At 68.8% G+C, this 16,134-nt stretch carries 15 protein-coding genes; 11 read left to right on the forward strand and 4 right to left on the reverse strand.

Annotated elements, in window-relative coordinates; translation table 11 throughout:
* The first annotated feature begins 20 nt into the window (after positions 1–20).
* The 4 genes from TY25_RS10850 (at position 21) to TY25_RS10865 (ending at position 5,556) form a co-directional block, all read left to right on the forward strand.
* On the forward strand, positions 21–2,111 hold the full coding sequence (locus tag TY25_RS10850; protein ID WP_042255792.1) for a CocE/NonD family hydrolase: 2,091 nt from the start codon (positions 21–23) through the stop codon (positions 2,109–2,111).
* Positions 2,112–2,313: 202 nt separating this feature from the next.
* Positions 2,314–3,105 carry a DeoR/GlpR family DNA-binding transcription regulator gene (locus tag TY25_RS10855; protein WP_029899687.1) on the forward strand — a complete coding sequence of 264 codons (792 nt, stop codon included), beginning with the start codon at positions 2,314–2,316 and terminating at the stop codon, positions 3,103–3,105.
* A 166-nt stretch (positions 3,106–3,271) separates the two neighbouring features.
* Positions 3,272–4,813 (forward strand): cytochrome P450, encoded by a 1,542-nt coding sequence (locus TY25_RS10860; protein WP_042255793.1) that lies wholly within the window; start codon positions 3,272–3,274, stop codon positions 4,811–4,813.
* 8 nt (positions 4,814–4,821) lie between these two features.
* Positions 4,822–5,556 (forward strand): TetR/AcrR family transcriptional regulator, encoded by a 735-nt coding sequence (locus tag TY25_RS10865; protein WP_042255794.1) that lies wholly within the window; start codon positions 4,822–4,824, stop codon positions 5,554–5,556.
* A 180-nt stretch (positions 5,557–5,736) separates the two neighbouring features.
* Here TY25_RS10865 and pnuC read toward each other — a convergent pair whose 3' ends face one another.
* Positions 5,737–6,423, reverse strand: coding sequence for a nicotinamide riboside transporter PnuC (pnuC, locus tag TY25_RS10870; RefSeq protein WP_042255826.1), 687 nt, complete (start codon positions 6,421–6,423; stop codon positions 5,737–5,739).
* Between the two features lie 67 nt (positions 6,424–6,490).
* Positions 6,491–7,879, reverse strand: a complete 1,389-nt coding sequence (locus TY25_RS10875; protein WP_162184197.1) for a cytochrome P450 — start codon at positions 7,877–7,879, stop codon at positions 6,491–6,493.
* An 82-nt stretch (positions 7,880–7,961) separates the two neighbouring features.
* Between TY25_RS10875 and TY25_RS10880 the strand changes: the two genes are divergently transcribed.
* The 7 genes from TY25_RS10880 (at position 7,962) to TY25_RS10910 (ending at position 14,413) form a co-directional block, all read left to right on the forward strand.
* On the forward strand, positions 7,962–9,239 hold the full coding sequence (locus TY25_RS10880) for a glycosyltransferase (protein ID WP_042255795.1): 1,278 nt from the start codon (positions 7,962–7,964) through the stop codon (positions 9,237–9,239).
* Entirely contained in the window at positions 9,236–9,997 is a 762-nt protein-coding gene (locus TY25_RS10885) for an ABC transporter permease (protein WP_042255796.1), read from the forward strand. The genes TY25_RS10880 and TY25_RS10885 overlap by 4 nt, the downstream gene beginning before the upstream one ends.
* Positions 9,998–10,071: 74 nt before the next feature.
* Complete coding sequence (locus TY25_RS10890; RefSeq protein ID WP_042255797.1) at positions 10,072–10,626, forward strand: cysteine hydrolase family protein; 555 nt, start codon at positions 10,072–10,074, stop codon at positions 10,624–10,626.
* A gap of 191 nt (positions 10,627–10,817) precedes the next feature.
* Positions 10,818–11,663 carry an ABC transporter ATP-binding protein gene (locus TY25_RS10895; protein WP_042255798.1) on the forward strand — a complete coding sequence of 282 codons (846 nt, stop codon included), beginning with the start codon at positions 10,818–10,820 and terminating at the stop codon, positions 11,661–11,663.
* 19 nt (positions 11,664–11,682) lie between these two features.
* Positions 11,683–12,429 (forward strand): ABC transporter permease, encoded by a 747-nt coding sequence (locus TY25_RS10900; RefSeq protein WP_088607102.1) that lies wholly within the window; start codon positions 11,683–11,685, stop codon positions 12,427–12,429.
* A complete protein-coding gene (locus tag TY25_RS10905; protein ID WP_042255800.1) occupies positions 12,426–13,223 on the forward strand; it encodes an ABC transporter permease in 798 nt (265 codons plus the stop codon). Before TY25_RS10900 ends, TY25_RS10905 begins: the two co-directional genes overlap by 4 nt.
* Positions 13,224–13,318: 95 nt before the next feature.
* A complete protein-coding gene (locus TY25_RS10910; protein ID WP_042255801.1) occupies positions 13,319–14,413 on the forward strand; it encodes an ABC transporter substrate-binding protein in 1,095 nt (364 codons plus the stop codon).
* Positions 14,414–14,423: 10 nt separating this feature from the next.
* Here TY25_RS10910 and TY25_RS10915 read toward each other — a convergent pair whose 3' ends face one another.
* The gene (locus TY25_RS10915) at positions 14,424–15,458 is read right to left on the reverse strand and encodes an XdhC family protein (RefSeq protein ID WP_042255802.1); all 1,035 of its coding nucleotides are present in this window, start codon (positions 15,456–15,458) and stop codon (positions 14,424–14,426) included.
* Positions 15,459–15,471: 13 nt separating this feature from the next.
* A complete protein-coding gene (locus TY25_RS10920) occupies positions 15,472–16,071 on the reverse strand; it encodes a nucleotidyltransferase family protein (RefSeq protein WP_042255803.1) in 600 nt (199 codons plus the stop codon).
* Positions 16,072–16,134 lie beyond the last annotated feature (63 nt).

Here is a 16,134-nt window from a genome sequence, read left to right on the forward strand (position 1 = left end):
CCGTATCCAGTAGGTGATCAATGAAGATGACCGTCCGGCGGACCACCACGAATCTGCTCCGCCTCGCGACCGCCGCGGGGGTGCTCGTCGCGTCCGCAACGCTGCCGATGGCCGCGCCGATCGCGCTCGCCGCCCCGCCGTCGGTCGCCGACTTCCCGAAAGCGAACGCCCGCACCGGATTACCCGACGGGTGGAATCCGGGGCCGGAGCGTTACGGCGTCGGGGAGCACAAGAACGTCGAACTGCCGATGGCCGACGGTGTCGTGCTGCGGGCCGACGTCCGCTACCCGACGGAGGCGTCGGGCGCGCCCGCGGCGGGGCCGTTCCCGATCGTGTTGACCCAGTCGGCCTATGGGAAGGACAGCGCCGGGCTCATGCGGTTGCTGTCCTATGAGGGACTCGGTCCGCTGCTGGAGCACGCGCTGCCGAGTGTCATCGACGTCGCGAAGCAGATCAGCGATGCCGCGGGCTACGGCGACTACTTCGTCAAACGGGGCTACATCAGCGTGGTCGTCGATATCCGCGGCACCGGCTCGTCCAACGGTCAGTGGAGCATCCTGCAACCGCAAGAGCGCGAAGACGCCAAGCGCGTGATCCAGTGGGCCGCAGGGCTGCCCGGCTCGACCGGCGAGGTCGGGCTGTGGGGACTGTCCTACCTCGGCATGAGCGAACTGTTCGCGGCCGGTGTGCTGGAACCGGATTCGCCGGTCAAGGCGATGTTCCCGCTGATGGCGGGCAATCACGCGTTCCAGGACCTGCTCGAGCACGACGGCTTCTACAACACCGCGTTCCTCGCCTCGATGCTGCAATTCCCGATCACCCTACTGCCGCAGCTCGATCCGATCCTCGGGTTGTATCGCGAGCCCGGCAAGATGGCCAGTGTCTTCGTCGACCACCTGCTCGCGCACTTCCGCGCCGAGGGCACCTGGCCGTCGGTGCTCAACGCGCTGGTCGACGGGGACCGGGCGTACAACGGGCCGTATTGGGAGGCCCGGGCGATCGACAACGTGCTGGATCGGATCGGGTCCAACGGGATCCCGACCTACCTGGTCGGCGGGCAGTACGACCTGCTGCAGGACGGCACGCCGCGGACCTTCGCCGGATTGCAGAACGCCTACGCGGGCCGCTCGCACCACGGCCCGATGCCCGCCGACGCACCGTCCAGCGGCCGTTTCCAAATGCTCACCGGCCCTTGGTTCCACGTCCAGCCGGGCGTGCAGCGCAACGCGGACATCGATATGCACGCCATCCAACTGGCCTGGTTCGATCGGTGGCTGAAGAACGACCACAACGGCATCGATGAGACCGCGACGCCGCTGCACGCGATCGATATCAACGGCAACGTGATCGAGAGCGCCACCTATCCCGTGCGCGAAACGCCCACGCAGCACCTCTATCTGGCGGATGGCGGTCGTCTGGTATCGGAACGTCCTGCGGCCCAAGCGGGTTCGGACCGGGTGACCTTCAGTCCGGTCAATGGCGGCACCATCTGCAATGCCTCGTTCTCCCGCAACTTCTCCGGCGTCTACGAGCTGCTGACCACGCTGGCCGGCATCGACGATCCGTGCGCGCAGTTCCCCGCCCACCCGGATATCCCTGGGCTGCTGGACAATCCGCAGTACACGACCGAGCCGTTCACTGAACCGACCGTGCTCGCCGGGCCGATCGGCGCCACGCTCTTCGCCACCTCGAACACGCCCGCCTCGGCGTTCAGCGTGACCGTGCAGGACATCGCCCCGGACGGCACCGTCTTCGCCCTCACCGACGGGCAACTGGCCGGGAACTTCCGGGCGCTGGACGAGGACCGCACCTGGCGGACCGCGGACGGCAGCGTACTCGGCGCGTTCCACCCCGGTACCCGGGAGTCACTGCTGCCGGTGGTTCCGGGAGAGGTGACCGAGTACAACGTGAAGGTGCGCCCGGCCTTCCACGTGTTCCAGCCCGGCCATCGCTTGCAGGTGACGATCGCCACCGGTGACGCGCCGACGCACATCGTCAATCCGAAGGACTACCCGGCGCTGCTCGGCGGGGTGTACGACATCCAGCGCACCGAGCACGCAGCGTCGTTCCTCACGCTGCCGCTGGCAGGGGTGTCACAGCTGCGTCGCTGAGTAGTAGGCGCGGCGGGCGCGGGGTAGTAGATGCGGCGGGCGCGGGGTAGTAGGCGCGGCGGGCGCTGAGCCATCGGTGCGGCGGGCGCGGAGCGATCGGCTTGGCATCGCCGCGCCGGAATCTCTACGGTCGGCGGGGTGCCTGTGATCAGATTGTCCGCGTGCCAAGTGAAACTGCAGGTCGCGTGCGAGGCGGTGTGAGATGACGGGACCGACCGACCGCCCGCAACGGTGGAACCGCCTGCTCGAACTGCTCGCCGAATCCGGGCGGCTCTCGGTGGAGGAGGCCGCCGAGCGACTCGGCGTGTCCTCGGCGACCGTGCGCCGTGACTTCACCGCGCTGGCCGAGCAACAGCTGGCCACCAGGACGCACGGCGGTGTGGTCGCGACCTCGGTGGCTTACGACCTGCCCGCCCGCTACCGCCAGACCGGCGGCGAGGCCAAGCAGCGCATCGCCGAACATGCTGCGTCCCTGGTGGATCCGCGCGCGGTGATCGCGATGAACGGCGGCACCACGACCACCGCGGTGGCGCGGGCCTTGGCCGGTCGCACCGATCTGGGCATCACCGGTGACGAGCAGCTGACCATCGTCACCAACGCGCTCAATATCGCGGGGGAGATGGTGCTGCGCCCGCATATGCGCACGGTCGTGCTCGGCGGCGTCGCCCGCCGCGAGTCCTACGAACTGCACGGGCCGCTCGCCGAACGCGCGCTCGCCGAACTGCGGCTGGACGAGCTGATCCTCGGTGTCAACGCGATCTCCGCCGAGGGCGGCGCCCAGTGCCGCCATATCGATGAGGCGGGCGTGACCACCGAGATGGTGCGCCGTTCCCGCCACGTCATGGTGGTGGCCACCGCGGACAAACTGGAACGCACCGCGCTGGCCCGGATCTGCAGCATCGAGCAGGTGCAGGCGCTGGTCACCGACACCGACGCCGATCCGATGGCGGTCGCGGCGATCCGCTCGGCGGGAGTGCGCGTCGACGTGGTGTGACCCCCTTCGATCCCCTGCCGAACAGCCCGGTGCACCCCGTGCGCCGGGCTGTTCGGCTGTTCGGCTGCCGGGTGTGGAATTAGGGCCGATGCCCGTTGACTGGGTCGCTGTGTCTCACTACTGTGAGTGGGACAACACGTCCCACGTGAGTCGCAGGGAGCCCGCTATGGTCGAGGTCGATACCGCCGATTCCGTCGCAGACAAGACGCTGTACCCGCCACGCTGGGCGCCGACCTTCATTCGGTGGCACCGCACGCGGATCGGCTGGCGCGAGTCGATCAAGCTGTCGCTGGGCATCCTGCCGCGGGTGCGCGACCATACGGTGCTCGACTACGTGACCGCGTTTCCGGGCGAAGACGACGTGATCGTCGCGCGGGTGCCCTTCAAGAAGTTCGTCGTGGTGCGCAGCCCGGAACTGGCTCGCCACGTTCTGGTGTCGAACCAGAGCAACTACACCAAGAGCCCCGACTACGACATGCTCGCGGTGGCGTTCGGGCGCGGCCTGGTCACCGACCTGAACGACGCGCTGTGGCAACGGAATCGACGGCTGGTGCAGCCGATCTTCGCCAAGCGCAACGTCGACGGCTTCGCGCCGGTGATGGTCGAGGCCGCGGCCGACGCGGTGGCCAGGATCCGGGAGCTGGCGCAGGGCGACGGCATCGTCGACGTCAACGCCGAAATGAACCGGCTCACTTTGGATATCACGTCACGCACGATGTTCGGCACCGATATCACCGGGCCCATGTCCGAGGTCACGCTGTACCGGTTGCTGCGATTCTTCGGTCGCGGCTTCATGACCAACGCCAGCTATCCGATCCATTCCGTCGGGACCTGGCTGCACCGGCACGGCAGGCATCGCAACGAGGCCGGGAACTCGCGGCTGCCGATGCGCATCATGCGGGCGGCGGGCTGGGTGATCGAGCCGCGCAGCATGCGCGATCTGCGCCACGCCGAGCAGGTCGTCGACGGTTTGATCGCCGACCACCGCAACGGCCGGATCGACCGCAAGGACAATCTGCTCGCCGCGTTGATCGACGCGGCCGATCCGGAAACCGGTTACAAATACTCCGATCAGGAGATCCACGACGAGCTGATGACGTTCATCGGCGCGGGTATGGAGACCACCGCGACCGCGCTGAGCTGGGTGTGGCAGCTGCTGTCCGAACATCCCGAGGCCAGGGCCCGGCTACGCGGCGAGGTCACCGCGGTGCTGGGCGGACGCCCGGCGACCGCCGCCGATCTGGACCGGCTGCCGTGGACCCAGGCCGTCGTCGCCGAGACCATGCGACTGCTGCCGCCCGTCGTCGGCCTGGCGCGCACCGCGAAGGAGCAGGATGCACTCGGCGGCTACCTGATCAAGCCCGGTACCACGGTGATCACCCTGATCCACGGCGCGCACCACAGCACCCGGGTGTGGGACCGGCCGGACGAATTCGACCCGAGCCGGTACCTGCCGGAAAACGTGGAGCGTGAACACAAACGGGCGACCATGCCGTTCGGCGCGGGCAAACGGATGTGTGTCGCTTCGGGATTCGCGAATATGGAGGCCGCGCTGGTGGTCGCCACCTTCGCCCAGCACCTTGAGTTCGACGCGGTGTCGGACAAGCGGATCCGGCGGCAGAACTCGTTCACCGGCGGGCCCGACGGCCCGTTGCCCATGCGCCCGCGGTTCCTGCCGGAACTGGAGCGGGCGGACACCGCCGTATAGTCGGACTGGTGAAACCGCCCGCCAGCATGCGTACCCATCGCAGGCGCGGGAGCGGACAGCGCTGGCGTGAGCACAACTCGAACCGCCAGGCGCAGATCCTCGAGGCGGCCGTGGCGCTGCTCGAGGACAACGATTTGCACGTCGAGGTTTCCATCCAGCAGATCGCCGAGCGCGCCGGGCTGGCCCGCTCGGTGGTCTACCGGCAGTTCGACAACCGGGACGATCTGGACTCCCGGGTGCGTGCGTACATCCTCGAGAAATACGTGGCCGAGGTCGAGGCGGTGCTCGTGCTCGACCCGGCCAAGACGCTCGAGCAGATCATCTTCGAGGCGATGCGCACCGTGGTGCACTGGGCGGCGGCGCATCCGAAGCTGTATCAGTACGGCCAGAGCGGTTCCGTGCACGGGCACGCCGCGGGCGAGACCAGCCTCACCATCGGCAGGCACCGGGTCGCGGAAACGCTGTGGGAGAAGTTCGCCGCGGGCAGCGCGCTGCTCGGCATCGAGGTCGCCGAGTATCGGCCGGTGGTGTACGGGGTGGTCGGGCTGGTCGAGGGCATCGTCACCCAGTACATCGGTACGCCGGCCGCCGAACGCCCCGACCAGGAGACCATCGCCCGCCTGCTCACCGCGTCGGCCTGGCATCTCTACGCGGGCCACGCCGCCGACCGCGGATATCACTTCGAGCGCACGGCCACCATCTCCGAAACCTTCGCGGTCATCCTCGCCGCCGGCGCGGACTGAAACCAGCCGCACCCCTTCTGTTTTCCCGCACCCGTAACACGCTGCGGAAACGGGTGCGAGAAGTTGGAAAGGGTGCGACTGCGGCTTACCGGCAGCGCGACGGCGCGGACGCCCACGCCGGAGTCCGCCAGTACTTACCGGCGCCGCCGCGCCGATTCATCGCCAGGAGGGAGAGGATTTTCAGCGTGTCGATGTCACCGGTACGGCGGCCGGGGCGGCGGCGGGGCGCATGCTGCGCATCCAGACGACGAAACCCCAGGCGACGAAGCCCGCGTAGACGAAGTACAGGGTGGCCGAGGGGTAGTAGCCCGCCTTCACCAGCAGCGGGATGCCGACGATGTCGACGGCGATCCAGATCAGCCAGAACTCGGCGAGACCGCGGGCCATGCCGTAGGTGGCCAGCACCGATCCGGTGAAGATCCAGGCCTCCGCCCACGGACCGTAGGAGCCGATCGCGGCGAACAGCTGCGCGAACGCGGCGGTGCCGACGAACATCGCCGCCACCAGGACCAGACGTTCCCGGTTGCTCGCCCAGCGCGGGTCGACGCCGCGGTGCTCCAGCCCGGTCTCGATCTTGGCGTGCCGATACCAGCTCCACCAGCCGTACACGCTGACCGCGATGAACATCAGCTGCCGCCCGGCCTGTCCCGCCATGTTCAGGTGCTGCGGGGTGTTGAAGACTCCGCCGACGAACACGGTGAACAGCAGCGTGTTCCCCGTGATGCCGATCGGCCACGCCCATACCCGCCGCCGCATCCCGCCGATCGCGGAGGCGAGGCCGAAGCCGTTGCCGATCACTTCGCGCCAGAGGATCTCCGAGCCGGCGATGTGCAGCTTGGCGTCGAGCAACGTGAGGAGCGGGTTCACCTGTCGTACAACCAGCGCGACGGCCGATCCCATCCACGGCCCGGATATCGGCTCGCGCGGATTCGAATCACGGCCGGGGTCCGCGCGCATGCAATGTGACCGGGAGCGCCGAGGGCGAGAGCACGAAATCGTTGTTCGACGCGCGCACCCGGTACTTCGGGTCCGGCTCGGGCCGCCAGCGGGCGAGCAACGCCGCCGAGGCCAAGGTGATCTCCAGCAATGCGAAGTGGTCGCCGAGGCAGCGCCGCCTGCCGACGCCGAAGGACAGATTGGCCTTCTTGTCGATATCGCCGGCGCGCTCGGGCGACCAGCGATCGGGATCGAAGGTGTCCGGGTCGGCGAAATAGCGGCTGTCGTGCTGAACCATGTAGGGGCTGAACATGATTGCCGCGCCGTCGGGGATGGTGAGCCCGCCGATGGTGATGTCGCCATCCGCGGTGCCCGCGCTGATCCACGGACCCCAGAACCGGAGTACCTCTGCCACAACCTGTTTCAGGTACGGCAGCGCGTTGATGTGTTCGGCGCGCACCGGACCGGCGCCGACCACGGCGTCGAGTTCGGCGTACAGGCGCTCGGCGATCTCGGGCCGGTGCATCACCTCGTGCCACAGCCACCCGGTCAGCGACGCCATCGAGCCGACACCGCCGGCCAGCATCAGGATGGCCTCATCGATGATGTGCTCGTCGGACAGTCGTGCGCCGGTCTCACTGTCGGTGTGCCGGATCAGCGCCGACACCACATCGTGGAAATCCTCGTCGCGGCGGCGGTATTCGGCCACCACCTCGCCGATCGCGCCCCGCAGGTGCCGGGATTTGCGCCGCCACCGCCAGTTCGCGAGCAGGCGGAGCCGGCGCAGCTGCGGCGGCAGCGCGGTGCGCAGGATGACCTGGCTGAGCAGCCACGGCACGTTGTCCCGGATCTCGCGCCGCGCGGCGTCGCTGAATTCGGCGGTGAACAGGGTCGAGGACACGGTGTCCAGCACCAGGCCGTGCGCCTCTTTCATCAGGTTCACCCGCCCGCCCGCGGGCAGCCCGGCCGACCACCGCTCGGCGATGTCGGCGGCCGCCCGCGTGTACTCGGCGAGCCTGCTCTGCCGCAGTGCGGGCGCGATCATGCGGCGGCGCAGCTTGTGTTCCGCGCCGCGCAGCACGTTCACCGAGCCGCCCGCGATGTCCTTGATCGCCTCGCGCAGGTCTTCCCGGTTGAGTTCGCCGTCGCCGAGCCCGGCCTCGCGGACCAGGTCCGGCGTGGTCAGCAGATAGCCGGTCTGGTTGCCGAAGTAGATGCGCACGATCGGCCCGAGCGCGGGTAGCGACGTGACGAAACCGGGCGCGTCACGCAGGGCGCGCAGTCCGTGCCCGACCAGCGGTAGCCGACCGGGCGCGGTGGGTACTTCCGCCAGCGAACGCGGTAGCACCATTTCGGGTGGGTAGTCCGTCGGCTCGGCAGTGTGCACAATTGCACGGTACCCACGCGAACGCTCTGCTGTAGAGCCCATAGTTCTCTCGACTGCCCATCGCCCGCGGAAAGAAGCGCCCTTGAGAATCGCGATCCCACTGACCGGAACCCGGGGTGACGTCCAGCCGGTGGTGGCGCTCGGGCTCGAATTGCGCCGGCGCGGCCACGACGTGCTGCTCGGCGCACCGCCCAATCTGACCGGCTTCGTCACCGACGCCGGGCTCGCCGCGGTGCCGTGCGGCCCGGACGTGCAGCAGCTCTACAGCTCGGACGAGGGCCAGCGGGCACTGGCTGCGGGTAACACGCTGCGGCTCATGCAGCTGGTGGCCAAGCAGATGTCCGGCTACGCCCAGCAGATGAACCAGGAGGTCATCGACGTCTGCGCGGGCGCGGACCTGATCGTCGCGAGCACCGTCACCGAGGACCGCGCGAGCTCGGTCGCCGAGGCGATGGGGGTGCCGCTGGTGAGCCTGCATTACTTCCCGTGCCGCAGCACCGGCGTGTATCCGTTCCCGGGTGCGCTTCCGCCGCACTGGAATCCGCCCGCGCTGGTCAACCGGGCCACCTGGGCGCTGGCCGAGAATCTGCGGCGCGTGGTGTTCATGCGCTACCTCAACGACCTGCGCACGACTCTCGGCCTGCCCAAGTCGCGGGCCGGTACGGCCGCGGTGCTGGACCGCGCGCAGGTTCCGGAGATACAGATCTACGACCCCGCACTGGTGCCGGGGCTGCCGGAAGAGTGGGGCGCGCGCAGGCCGTTCACCGGCTTCCTGACCCTCGACGAGGCGACCAGGGCCGCGGTCGGCGACCTGGCGGGCGATCACGCGAGCATCCTGTCCTGGATCGAGCAGGGCGAGGCGCCGGTGTTCTTCGGGTTCGGCAGCATGCCGATCCGGGATACCGCCGCCGTGCTCGCCATGGCCACCGAGGTCGCCGCCCGGCTCGGCGTGCGCGCGCTGGTGAGCGCGGGCTGGAGCGACCTCGATGTCGCGGCGGCGCAAGCCGGTCCGGCGGTGAAGGTGGTGGGCCCGTTCGCGCACGACGTGGTGTTCCCGCACTGCGCCGCGGCCGTGCATCACGGCGGCATCGGAACGCTGTTCGAGAGCTTGCGCGCGGGCCTGCCCACCCTGGTGTGCTCGGTGTCGTTCGAGCAGCCGATGTGGGGCGGCCAGGTCGAACGGCTCGGTGTCGGTGCGCATCTGAAGTTCACCCAGCTCACCACGGACCGCCTCGAAAAGGGCGTGGCCGCGCTGCTCACCCCCGAACGCCGTTCCCGGGCAGCGGAATTCGCGCGCACCCTGCGTACCGAGGGAGCGAGCGCCTACGCCGCGGACCTGGTCGAGGCTGCCGCCCGGTGACGAACCACGTGCTGGCGGACACCGTCGTCATGTTCCGGCGCTGCGCCCGGCACACCCTGCGCAGCCGGGACACGCTGGTGATCTCGATGCTCATGCCGGTGCTCGTCATGCTGCTGTTCACCTATGTGTTCGGCGGGGCGATCGATGTCGGCGGCCCCTACCTGGACTACGTCGTGCCGGGAATCATGCTGCTGTGCACCGGATTCGGTTCCTCGATCACCGCGACGAGCGTGTCCACCGATATGACGCGGGGCAGCATCGACCGCTTCCGCACGCTGCCGATGTTCCGGCAGGCGGTGCTCGCCGGACATGTCGCGGAGAGCGTGGTCCGGAATCTGGCGGCCATCGCGATCGCGGTGGGCGTGGCGCTCGTCCTCGGCTATCGACCGCAGGCGGGACTCGGCGGCTGGCTCGCGGCGTTCGGCGTGATCACCCTGTTCGTGCTGGCGATTTCCTGGATCGCGGTGGCGCTCGGGCTGGTCGCCAAGAATCCCGAGGCGGCGGGCGGGCTCACCTACGCGATCATGTTCATTCCCTACATCAGCAGCGCGTTCGTGCAGACCGCGACGATGCCGCACTGGTTGCGCGGTTTCGCCGAGTACCAACCGGCGACGCCGGTGCTGGAAACCGTGCGCGGACTGCTGAACGCCACCGGCGCCGGGCATCACGCCGTGCTCGCCGTCGCCTGGTGCCTGGGGCTGGCCGCGTGCGGATTCGGCTGGGCCGGTGTGGTGTTCGGGCGGTTGTCCCGGCACTGAACCCGGTTCGTCGGTGGTCCGGGCTAATCTGAGCGTCGTTGCCAGCGCACCTGCTCGACCCTCGGAGGACCCAGATGACCGTGCTGCCGGACCGGCCGAACACCGCCCTGCTGGTGATCGACGTGCAGAACGGCGTAGTGGCCGAGGCGTATCGGCGCGACGCCGTCCTCGCCAACATCGGCACGGTGCTCGGCAAGGCCCGCGCCGCCGGGGCGCCGGTCGTGTGGATCCAGCACAGCGCCGATGACCTGGTGCCGGGCACCGAGGCCTGGGAATACGTGCCGGAACTGGTCCGGGAAGAGTCGGAAGCCTTGGTGCACAAGCGTTTCGGTGACTCCTTCGAGGAGACCGAGCTGGACGAGCTGCTGGCGCGGGCCGGGGTCGGCAAGCTGGTGGTGACCGGCGCGGAGACCGACGCCTGTGTGCGCTCCACCATCCACGGCGCGTTCACCCGCGGCTACGACGTGACCCTGGTCGGCGACGGTCACACCACCTTCGACAAGAGCGAATGGGGCGCGCCCGCACCCGAGGCGGTCATCGCGCACACCAATCTGTACTGGCAGTACCAGCGGGCGCCGGGCCGCACGGCCGCGGTCACCAGCGCCGACGAAACGACCTTCGAGGGCTGAGCGTTCGATAGCCGGGTGTTCGACGGCCGGGTGTCGGAAGGCCGAGCACCGGAAAAATTCGGGTCCGGCCCCGGCTGTGCGTAACGATTGCGAAATCTGGGGTCGCGATTCGCAATGTCCGTGCAACGGGCTCCTTCTAGGGTGACCTTCATGAGGGAGCGCAGTACACGAAATATCGGCGGGGCCGGGTCATGACCGCCGCGAACGAAACCGCCGGGGGCACCGGCATCCACATCAGCGGGTTGACCAAGACCTTCCGGGTGGGCCGCAAGACCGTGCAGGCGCTGGATTCGGTGGATCTGCACACCGAACAGGGGACCTTCCTGTCGTTGCTCGGTCCCTCGGGCTGCGGCAAGTCGACGGTGCTGCGCATCCTGGCCGGCTTGGAGACGCCGACCGCGGGCAAGACCCTGATCGACGGTCAGACTCCCGCCGAGCTGGTGGGGCGGCACGAACTCGGCATCGCCTTCCAGGATTCGGCCCTGCTGCCGTGGCGTTCGGTGGAGTCGAATATCAAGCTGCCCCTGCAGGTCGCGGGCTTGCAGCCGGACCCGGGCCTGATCGCTGACCTGATCCAGCTGGTGGGGCTGGACGGGTTCGAGAAGGCCAAGCCCGCGCAGCTGTCCGGCGGTATGCGCCAACGTGTTTCGATCGCCCGGGCGCTGGTGGTGAAGCCGACCGTGCTGCTGCTGGACGAGCCCTTCGGCGCGCTCGACGATATGACCAGGCAGCGGCTCAACCTGGAACTGCTGCGGATCTGGACGGAGAAGCCGGCCACCACGCTGATGGTCACGCACGGCATCGCCGAGGCCGTGTTCCTCTCCGATGTGGTCGCCGTGATGAGCCCGCGGCCCGGCCGGGTGCTGGAACTGGTGGAGATCGATCTGCCGCGCCCGCGCACGCCGGAGATGATGCGGACGCCCGAATTCCACCGGCTGCACGACTACCTGTCCGAGCTGCTGTTCGGGAAGTCCGGCACGGGCGGGGCGCTCGGCAGCGCGGCCGGGGCCGCGAGCACCGGCGGCGGTGGCGCGTGAACGGCGGGGGAGGGCGGGCATGAAACGGATCGGTGGCCTGCTCGGCGTGGCCGGGCTGATCGGCGTGTGGTGGCTGCTCGCGGCACTCGGCGTCGCGGGCGGCACGGTGCCCAGTCCGTGGACGGTGGTGCACACCATGTACACCGACGGCTGGGGACTGTACGGACCCAACTTCCGGATCACCGCGCTGGGCGCGTTGCAGGGTTTCGTGTGGGGCAACGGGCTCGCCATCGCGCTGGCCATCCTGATCATGCTGATCCCGCAGATCGAATCGCTGGCCACCCAGCTGGCGATCCTGAGCTACTGCACCCCGCTGCTCGCGCTGGGCCCGATCATCCTGGTGGTGTTCGGCGGTCGCACGCCGACGGTGTTCCTCGCGGCGATGTACTGCTTCTTCACCACCATGGTCGGCACCGTGACCGGTCTGCGTTCCGCCGATCGGACCAGCCTGGATCTGGTGCGCGCGTACGGCGGCGGCCGCTGGCAGCAGCTGTATCGCGTGCAGTTGATCTCGGCGCTGCCGAATACCTTCGCGGCGTTGAAGATCGCCGCGCCCTCGGCGGTGCTCGGCGCGATCATCGGCGAATATCTCGGCGGTGTCGACAGCGGGATCGGCGTCGCGCTGACCGCCGCGCAGACCGCCTACAACGTGCCGCGCACCTGGGGCATGGCGCTGGCCGCGGCCGCGCTGGCCGGGCTCGGCTACGCGGTGGTCGCGCTCGGCGCGCGGCTGGTCGCCCCGTGGACTGCGCAGGAGGCGCGATGAAAGTACTGCTGCGGCTCGGGCGGTTCCTGTTCCCGCTGGTCACCTCGTTGATCCTGATGCTGCTGATCTGGTACGTCTTCCTGAAGGCGTTCCCGCAGGTCGGTCCCCGCGTGGGGAAGTCGCCCGAAGACATCTGGCGCTACCTGGTGACCTCGCCGGGCGCGAGCAGCGCCCGCGCGACGATCCTGGACGACCTGCAGATCACGCTGCGCGACGCGGCGATCGGGTTCGGCTTCGGCATGCTGGCCGCGGTGGTGGTGGCCGCGCTGTTCGTGTCGTTCGCGGCGGTGGAGCAGACCTTCCTGCCGGTGGCGATGATCCTGCGGTCGGTACCGCTGGTGGTGCTCGCGCCGATCATCGTGCTGGTGTTCGGGCGCGGGCTCGGCGGGGTCACCGTGCTCACCGCCATCGTGGTGTTCTTCCCGGCGCTGGTGATGATCATGGCGGGGCTGCGCAACGCCCCGCGCCAAGCGCTGGATCTGGTCGCCGCGTACGGCGGGTCCAAGTGGACCGGTCTGCGGCTGGTCGCGGTGCCCGCCGCGCTGCCCTCGGTGTTCGCCGCGGCCCGCATCTCGGTGCCGGGCGCACTGATCGGCGCGCTGCTCGGCGAGTGGCTCGGCAGCGGAACGGGGTTGGGCGCCAGCCTGATCCGGGCCATTCCGACGTTCCAGTACAACCAGCTGTGGGCCTCGATCGTGATCGTCACGATCGTCTCGGTGGTGCTGTACGCCATCGTCGGCGTGATCGAGAATCTCGTGCTCGCCCGCTTCGGCGCCGACGCGGGACGATCCTGAACGACCGGTTCGCTGAACGAGACAAAATTCCCGAAATTCCGTGCTCGGAACGTCAAAGCAAAGAAAATGAAACGCGATCGACCTAGATTCACCGCATGACACCCGCACAGCGTTCCTCGTTCGGGCCGGCACTGAATCGACGGTCTCTGCTCCGCTACTCCGCGCTGGCCGGCGCCGCACTCGGCGGCGCGGGCCTGCTCACCGCCTGTGGCGACAATGCCGCCGACTCGTCGGGCGGTTCCACCCCGGACGGCTCCAAGTACGGCACGGTGGCGGTGCAGCTGTCCTGGCTGAAGAACATCGAGTTCGCCGGTGAATACTTCGCCGACTCGAAGGGCTATTTCAAGGAGGCGGGCTTCGGTTCGGTCAACCTGATCGCCGGCGGCGCGGCGAGCACCTCGGTCGAGGCCGGACTCGACACCGGCAAGATCTGGCTCGGCCTGTCCGCGCCGCAGACCACCGCCAAGGCGGTCCTGGAGGGGCTGCCCGCGAAGATCATCGCGACCACCTACCAGAAGAACCCCTTCGCGATCGTGAGCTCGGCGGCCAAGCCGATCAAGACGCCCGCGGACATGAAGGGCCGCAAGATCGGCGTACAGGACACCAACCAGCTGATCTTCAACGCGCTGCTGACCGCCAACGGTCTGAAGCCCAGCGATGTCACCATCGTGCCCGCGCAGTTCGATCCGACACCGCTGGCCAACGGCGAGGTCGACGGCTGGGTCAGCTACGTGACCAACGAGCCGATCACGTTGACCGCCAAGGGATTCGCGAACACGCACTTCTTGTTCGCCGACTACAACCTGCCGCTGGTGGCCGAGACGCTCACGGTCAAGCAGGCGACCATCGACAAGGAGCGCGACAAGCTCAAGGCCTTCCTGGTCGCCGAGATCAAGGGCTGGAAGGACGCGGTGGCGAACCCGGCCGAATCGGCCCGGCTCGCGGTCGAGGTGTACGGCAAGGACCAGAAGCTCGACCTCGACGAGCAGACGAAAGAGGCGGTGGCACAGAACGATCTGGTCGTCTCGCCCGACACGGCGGCCAACGGCCTACTGAGCATGACCGACAAGTTGATCGAGCAGAACATCGCCGCGCTGCGGCTCGCCGACCTCGATATCAAGGCCGATCAGCTGTTCGATCTGTCCGTGCTGCGGGAGGTCTTCGCGGAGGATCCCGGCTTGAAAGGCTGAACGCCCCGGGCTAACTACCCAGCCCCACCGCTGTTTTCAGCGGTGGGGACTGGCTAGGGGTGTGCAGAGAATGCCGCCCCGTCTGTTCGGTTCTGGCGGCGAGCAGTTCGGCGGCGATGGCGACGGCGATCTCGGGCGCGGTGCGCGCCCCGACGTCGAGGCCGGCCGGAGAATGCAGACGGGCGAGCGTTGCTTCGTCGAAGCCGCCCGCCCGCAGGTCTTCCATGCGTCGCGTGTGCACGGTGCGCGAGCCCATCGCGCCCAGATAGCCGAGCTGGGGTAGTCGTAGCGCGACGGTCAGCAGCGGGATCTCGAACTTCGGATCGTGTGAGGTGACGACAATGCCTGTCTCCCCGTCGATTTCGCCCGCCGCCGCGAGCGTGTTCAGGTACCGGTGCGGCCAGTCCACGACCACCTCGGCGCCGGGAAATTTCTCCGGCTGGGCGAAGGTCTCCCGGGAATCGCAGATGGTGACGCGATAGCCGAGGAACTTGGCCTGCACGGTCAGCGCCGCGGCAAAAGAGTTGGCGCCGAAGATGATCAGGCGCGGCGGCGGCGCGAACGAGGAGACGAACACATCCGAATCCGGCAGCGCGAGCAGTTCGGTGTTGTGCCGTTTGTCGGTGACCAGATGCTGCCCGATGAGATCGGCATCGGAGTTCCATACCACGGTGAAGACGGTGATTCGCCGGTGCGCCCTGATCTCGGCGGCGACGAGCGGGAACTCCGGAAAGTCCCTGCGCGAGAACGGTTCGGTGAACACGTCCATCATGCCGTCGCGGTCCGCACCGCCCGCGATACCGGTAGCCACACCGTAGCGGTGCATCGCGCGCCGGCCGGTGCGCGCCGCCTGTAGTACCGCCTCGTAGGCGATCTCCTCCAGACCACCGTCGGTCACCGCGCCGTAGACGCCGCCCTCCGGATCGACCAGCATCGCCGAGCCGATCGGCAACGGGGCAGAACCCATCGTGCGCACGATGGTGGCCAGTCCTCCGGTCCGCCCGGAATGCCACACCCGCAGTAGGTCATCGACGATGTCCCGCATGAGCTCGCTCCGATCACCGTGCGGACGAGGCCGGGTAGTCATGATCGACGCCCGTCGCCAAATCGTCGCACGTGACGCACACCATATCTGCCCGGCCCGCCAAATAGGTGCGCGCGCCCGAATCTCCTACGGCCTCCTGACATATCGAGGTCCAGTGGTTGTGTGCGAGCACAACGGGATGCCCCGGTGTGTTGTGGAACACAGCACGGGCGAGGCCGCTCGGCGCCGCGAAGGCCGCGGCGGTGACCCGGGCGATCACCGCCGCACCGACATCGGGGGTATCCACGGGCATGATCGCGGCGTAGCGCGCCGGGGTGCGCGCGGCGGCGATCAGGCCGGCCCGGACCGAGGCGCCGAGCCCGGTGGCCCAGTCCGCCGCCCAGACGGTGACGATCTCGGCGGGTAGGTGCACGGCCGCCGGATCGGGACCGGTGGCGCCGAGTACGACGATCACCGGATCGCAGCCCCCGTCGCGGAGCGCGGCCACCGCGGCGCGCAGCCAGGCCCCACCCTCGGCCAGCGCTTTCGGCTTGCCGTAGCGCGTTCCGGCCCCCGCGGCGAGCACGATGCCCGCGCAGCCGGGCGCGGGAACCGGACGATCGGGTAGAGCCATGACACGACGGTATCTCGGAACCGTCGCCCGCGCGTGCCGCAAGAGCGCTGCTCGGAGGCGGGA

It is taken from the genome of Nocardia brasiliensis NBRC 14402 (assembly GCF_000308475.2).
GTDB classification, from domain to species: domain Bacteria; phylum Actinomycetota; class Actinomycetes; order Mycobacteriales; family Mycobacteriaceae; genus Nocardia; species Nocardia brasiliensis.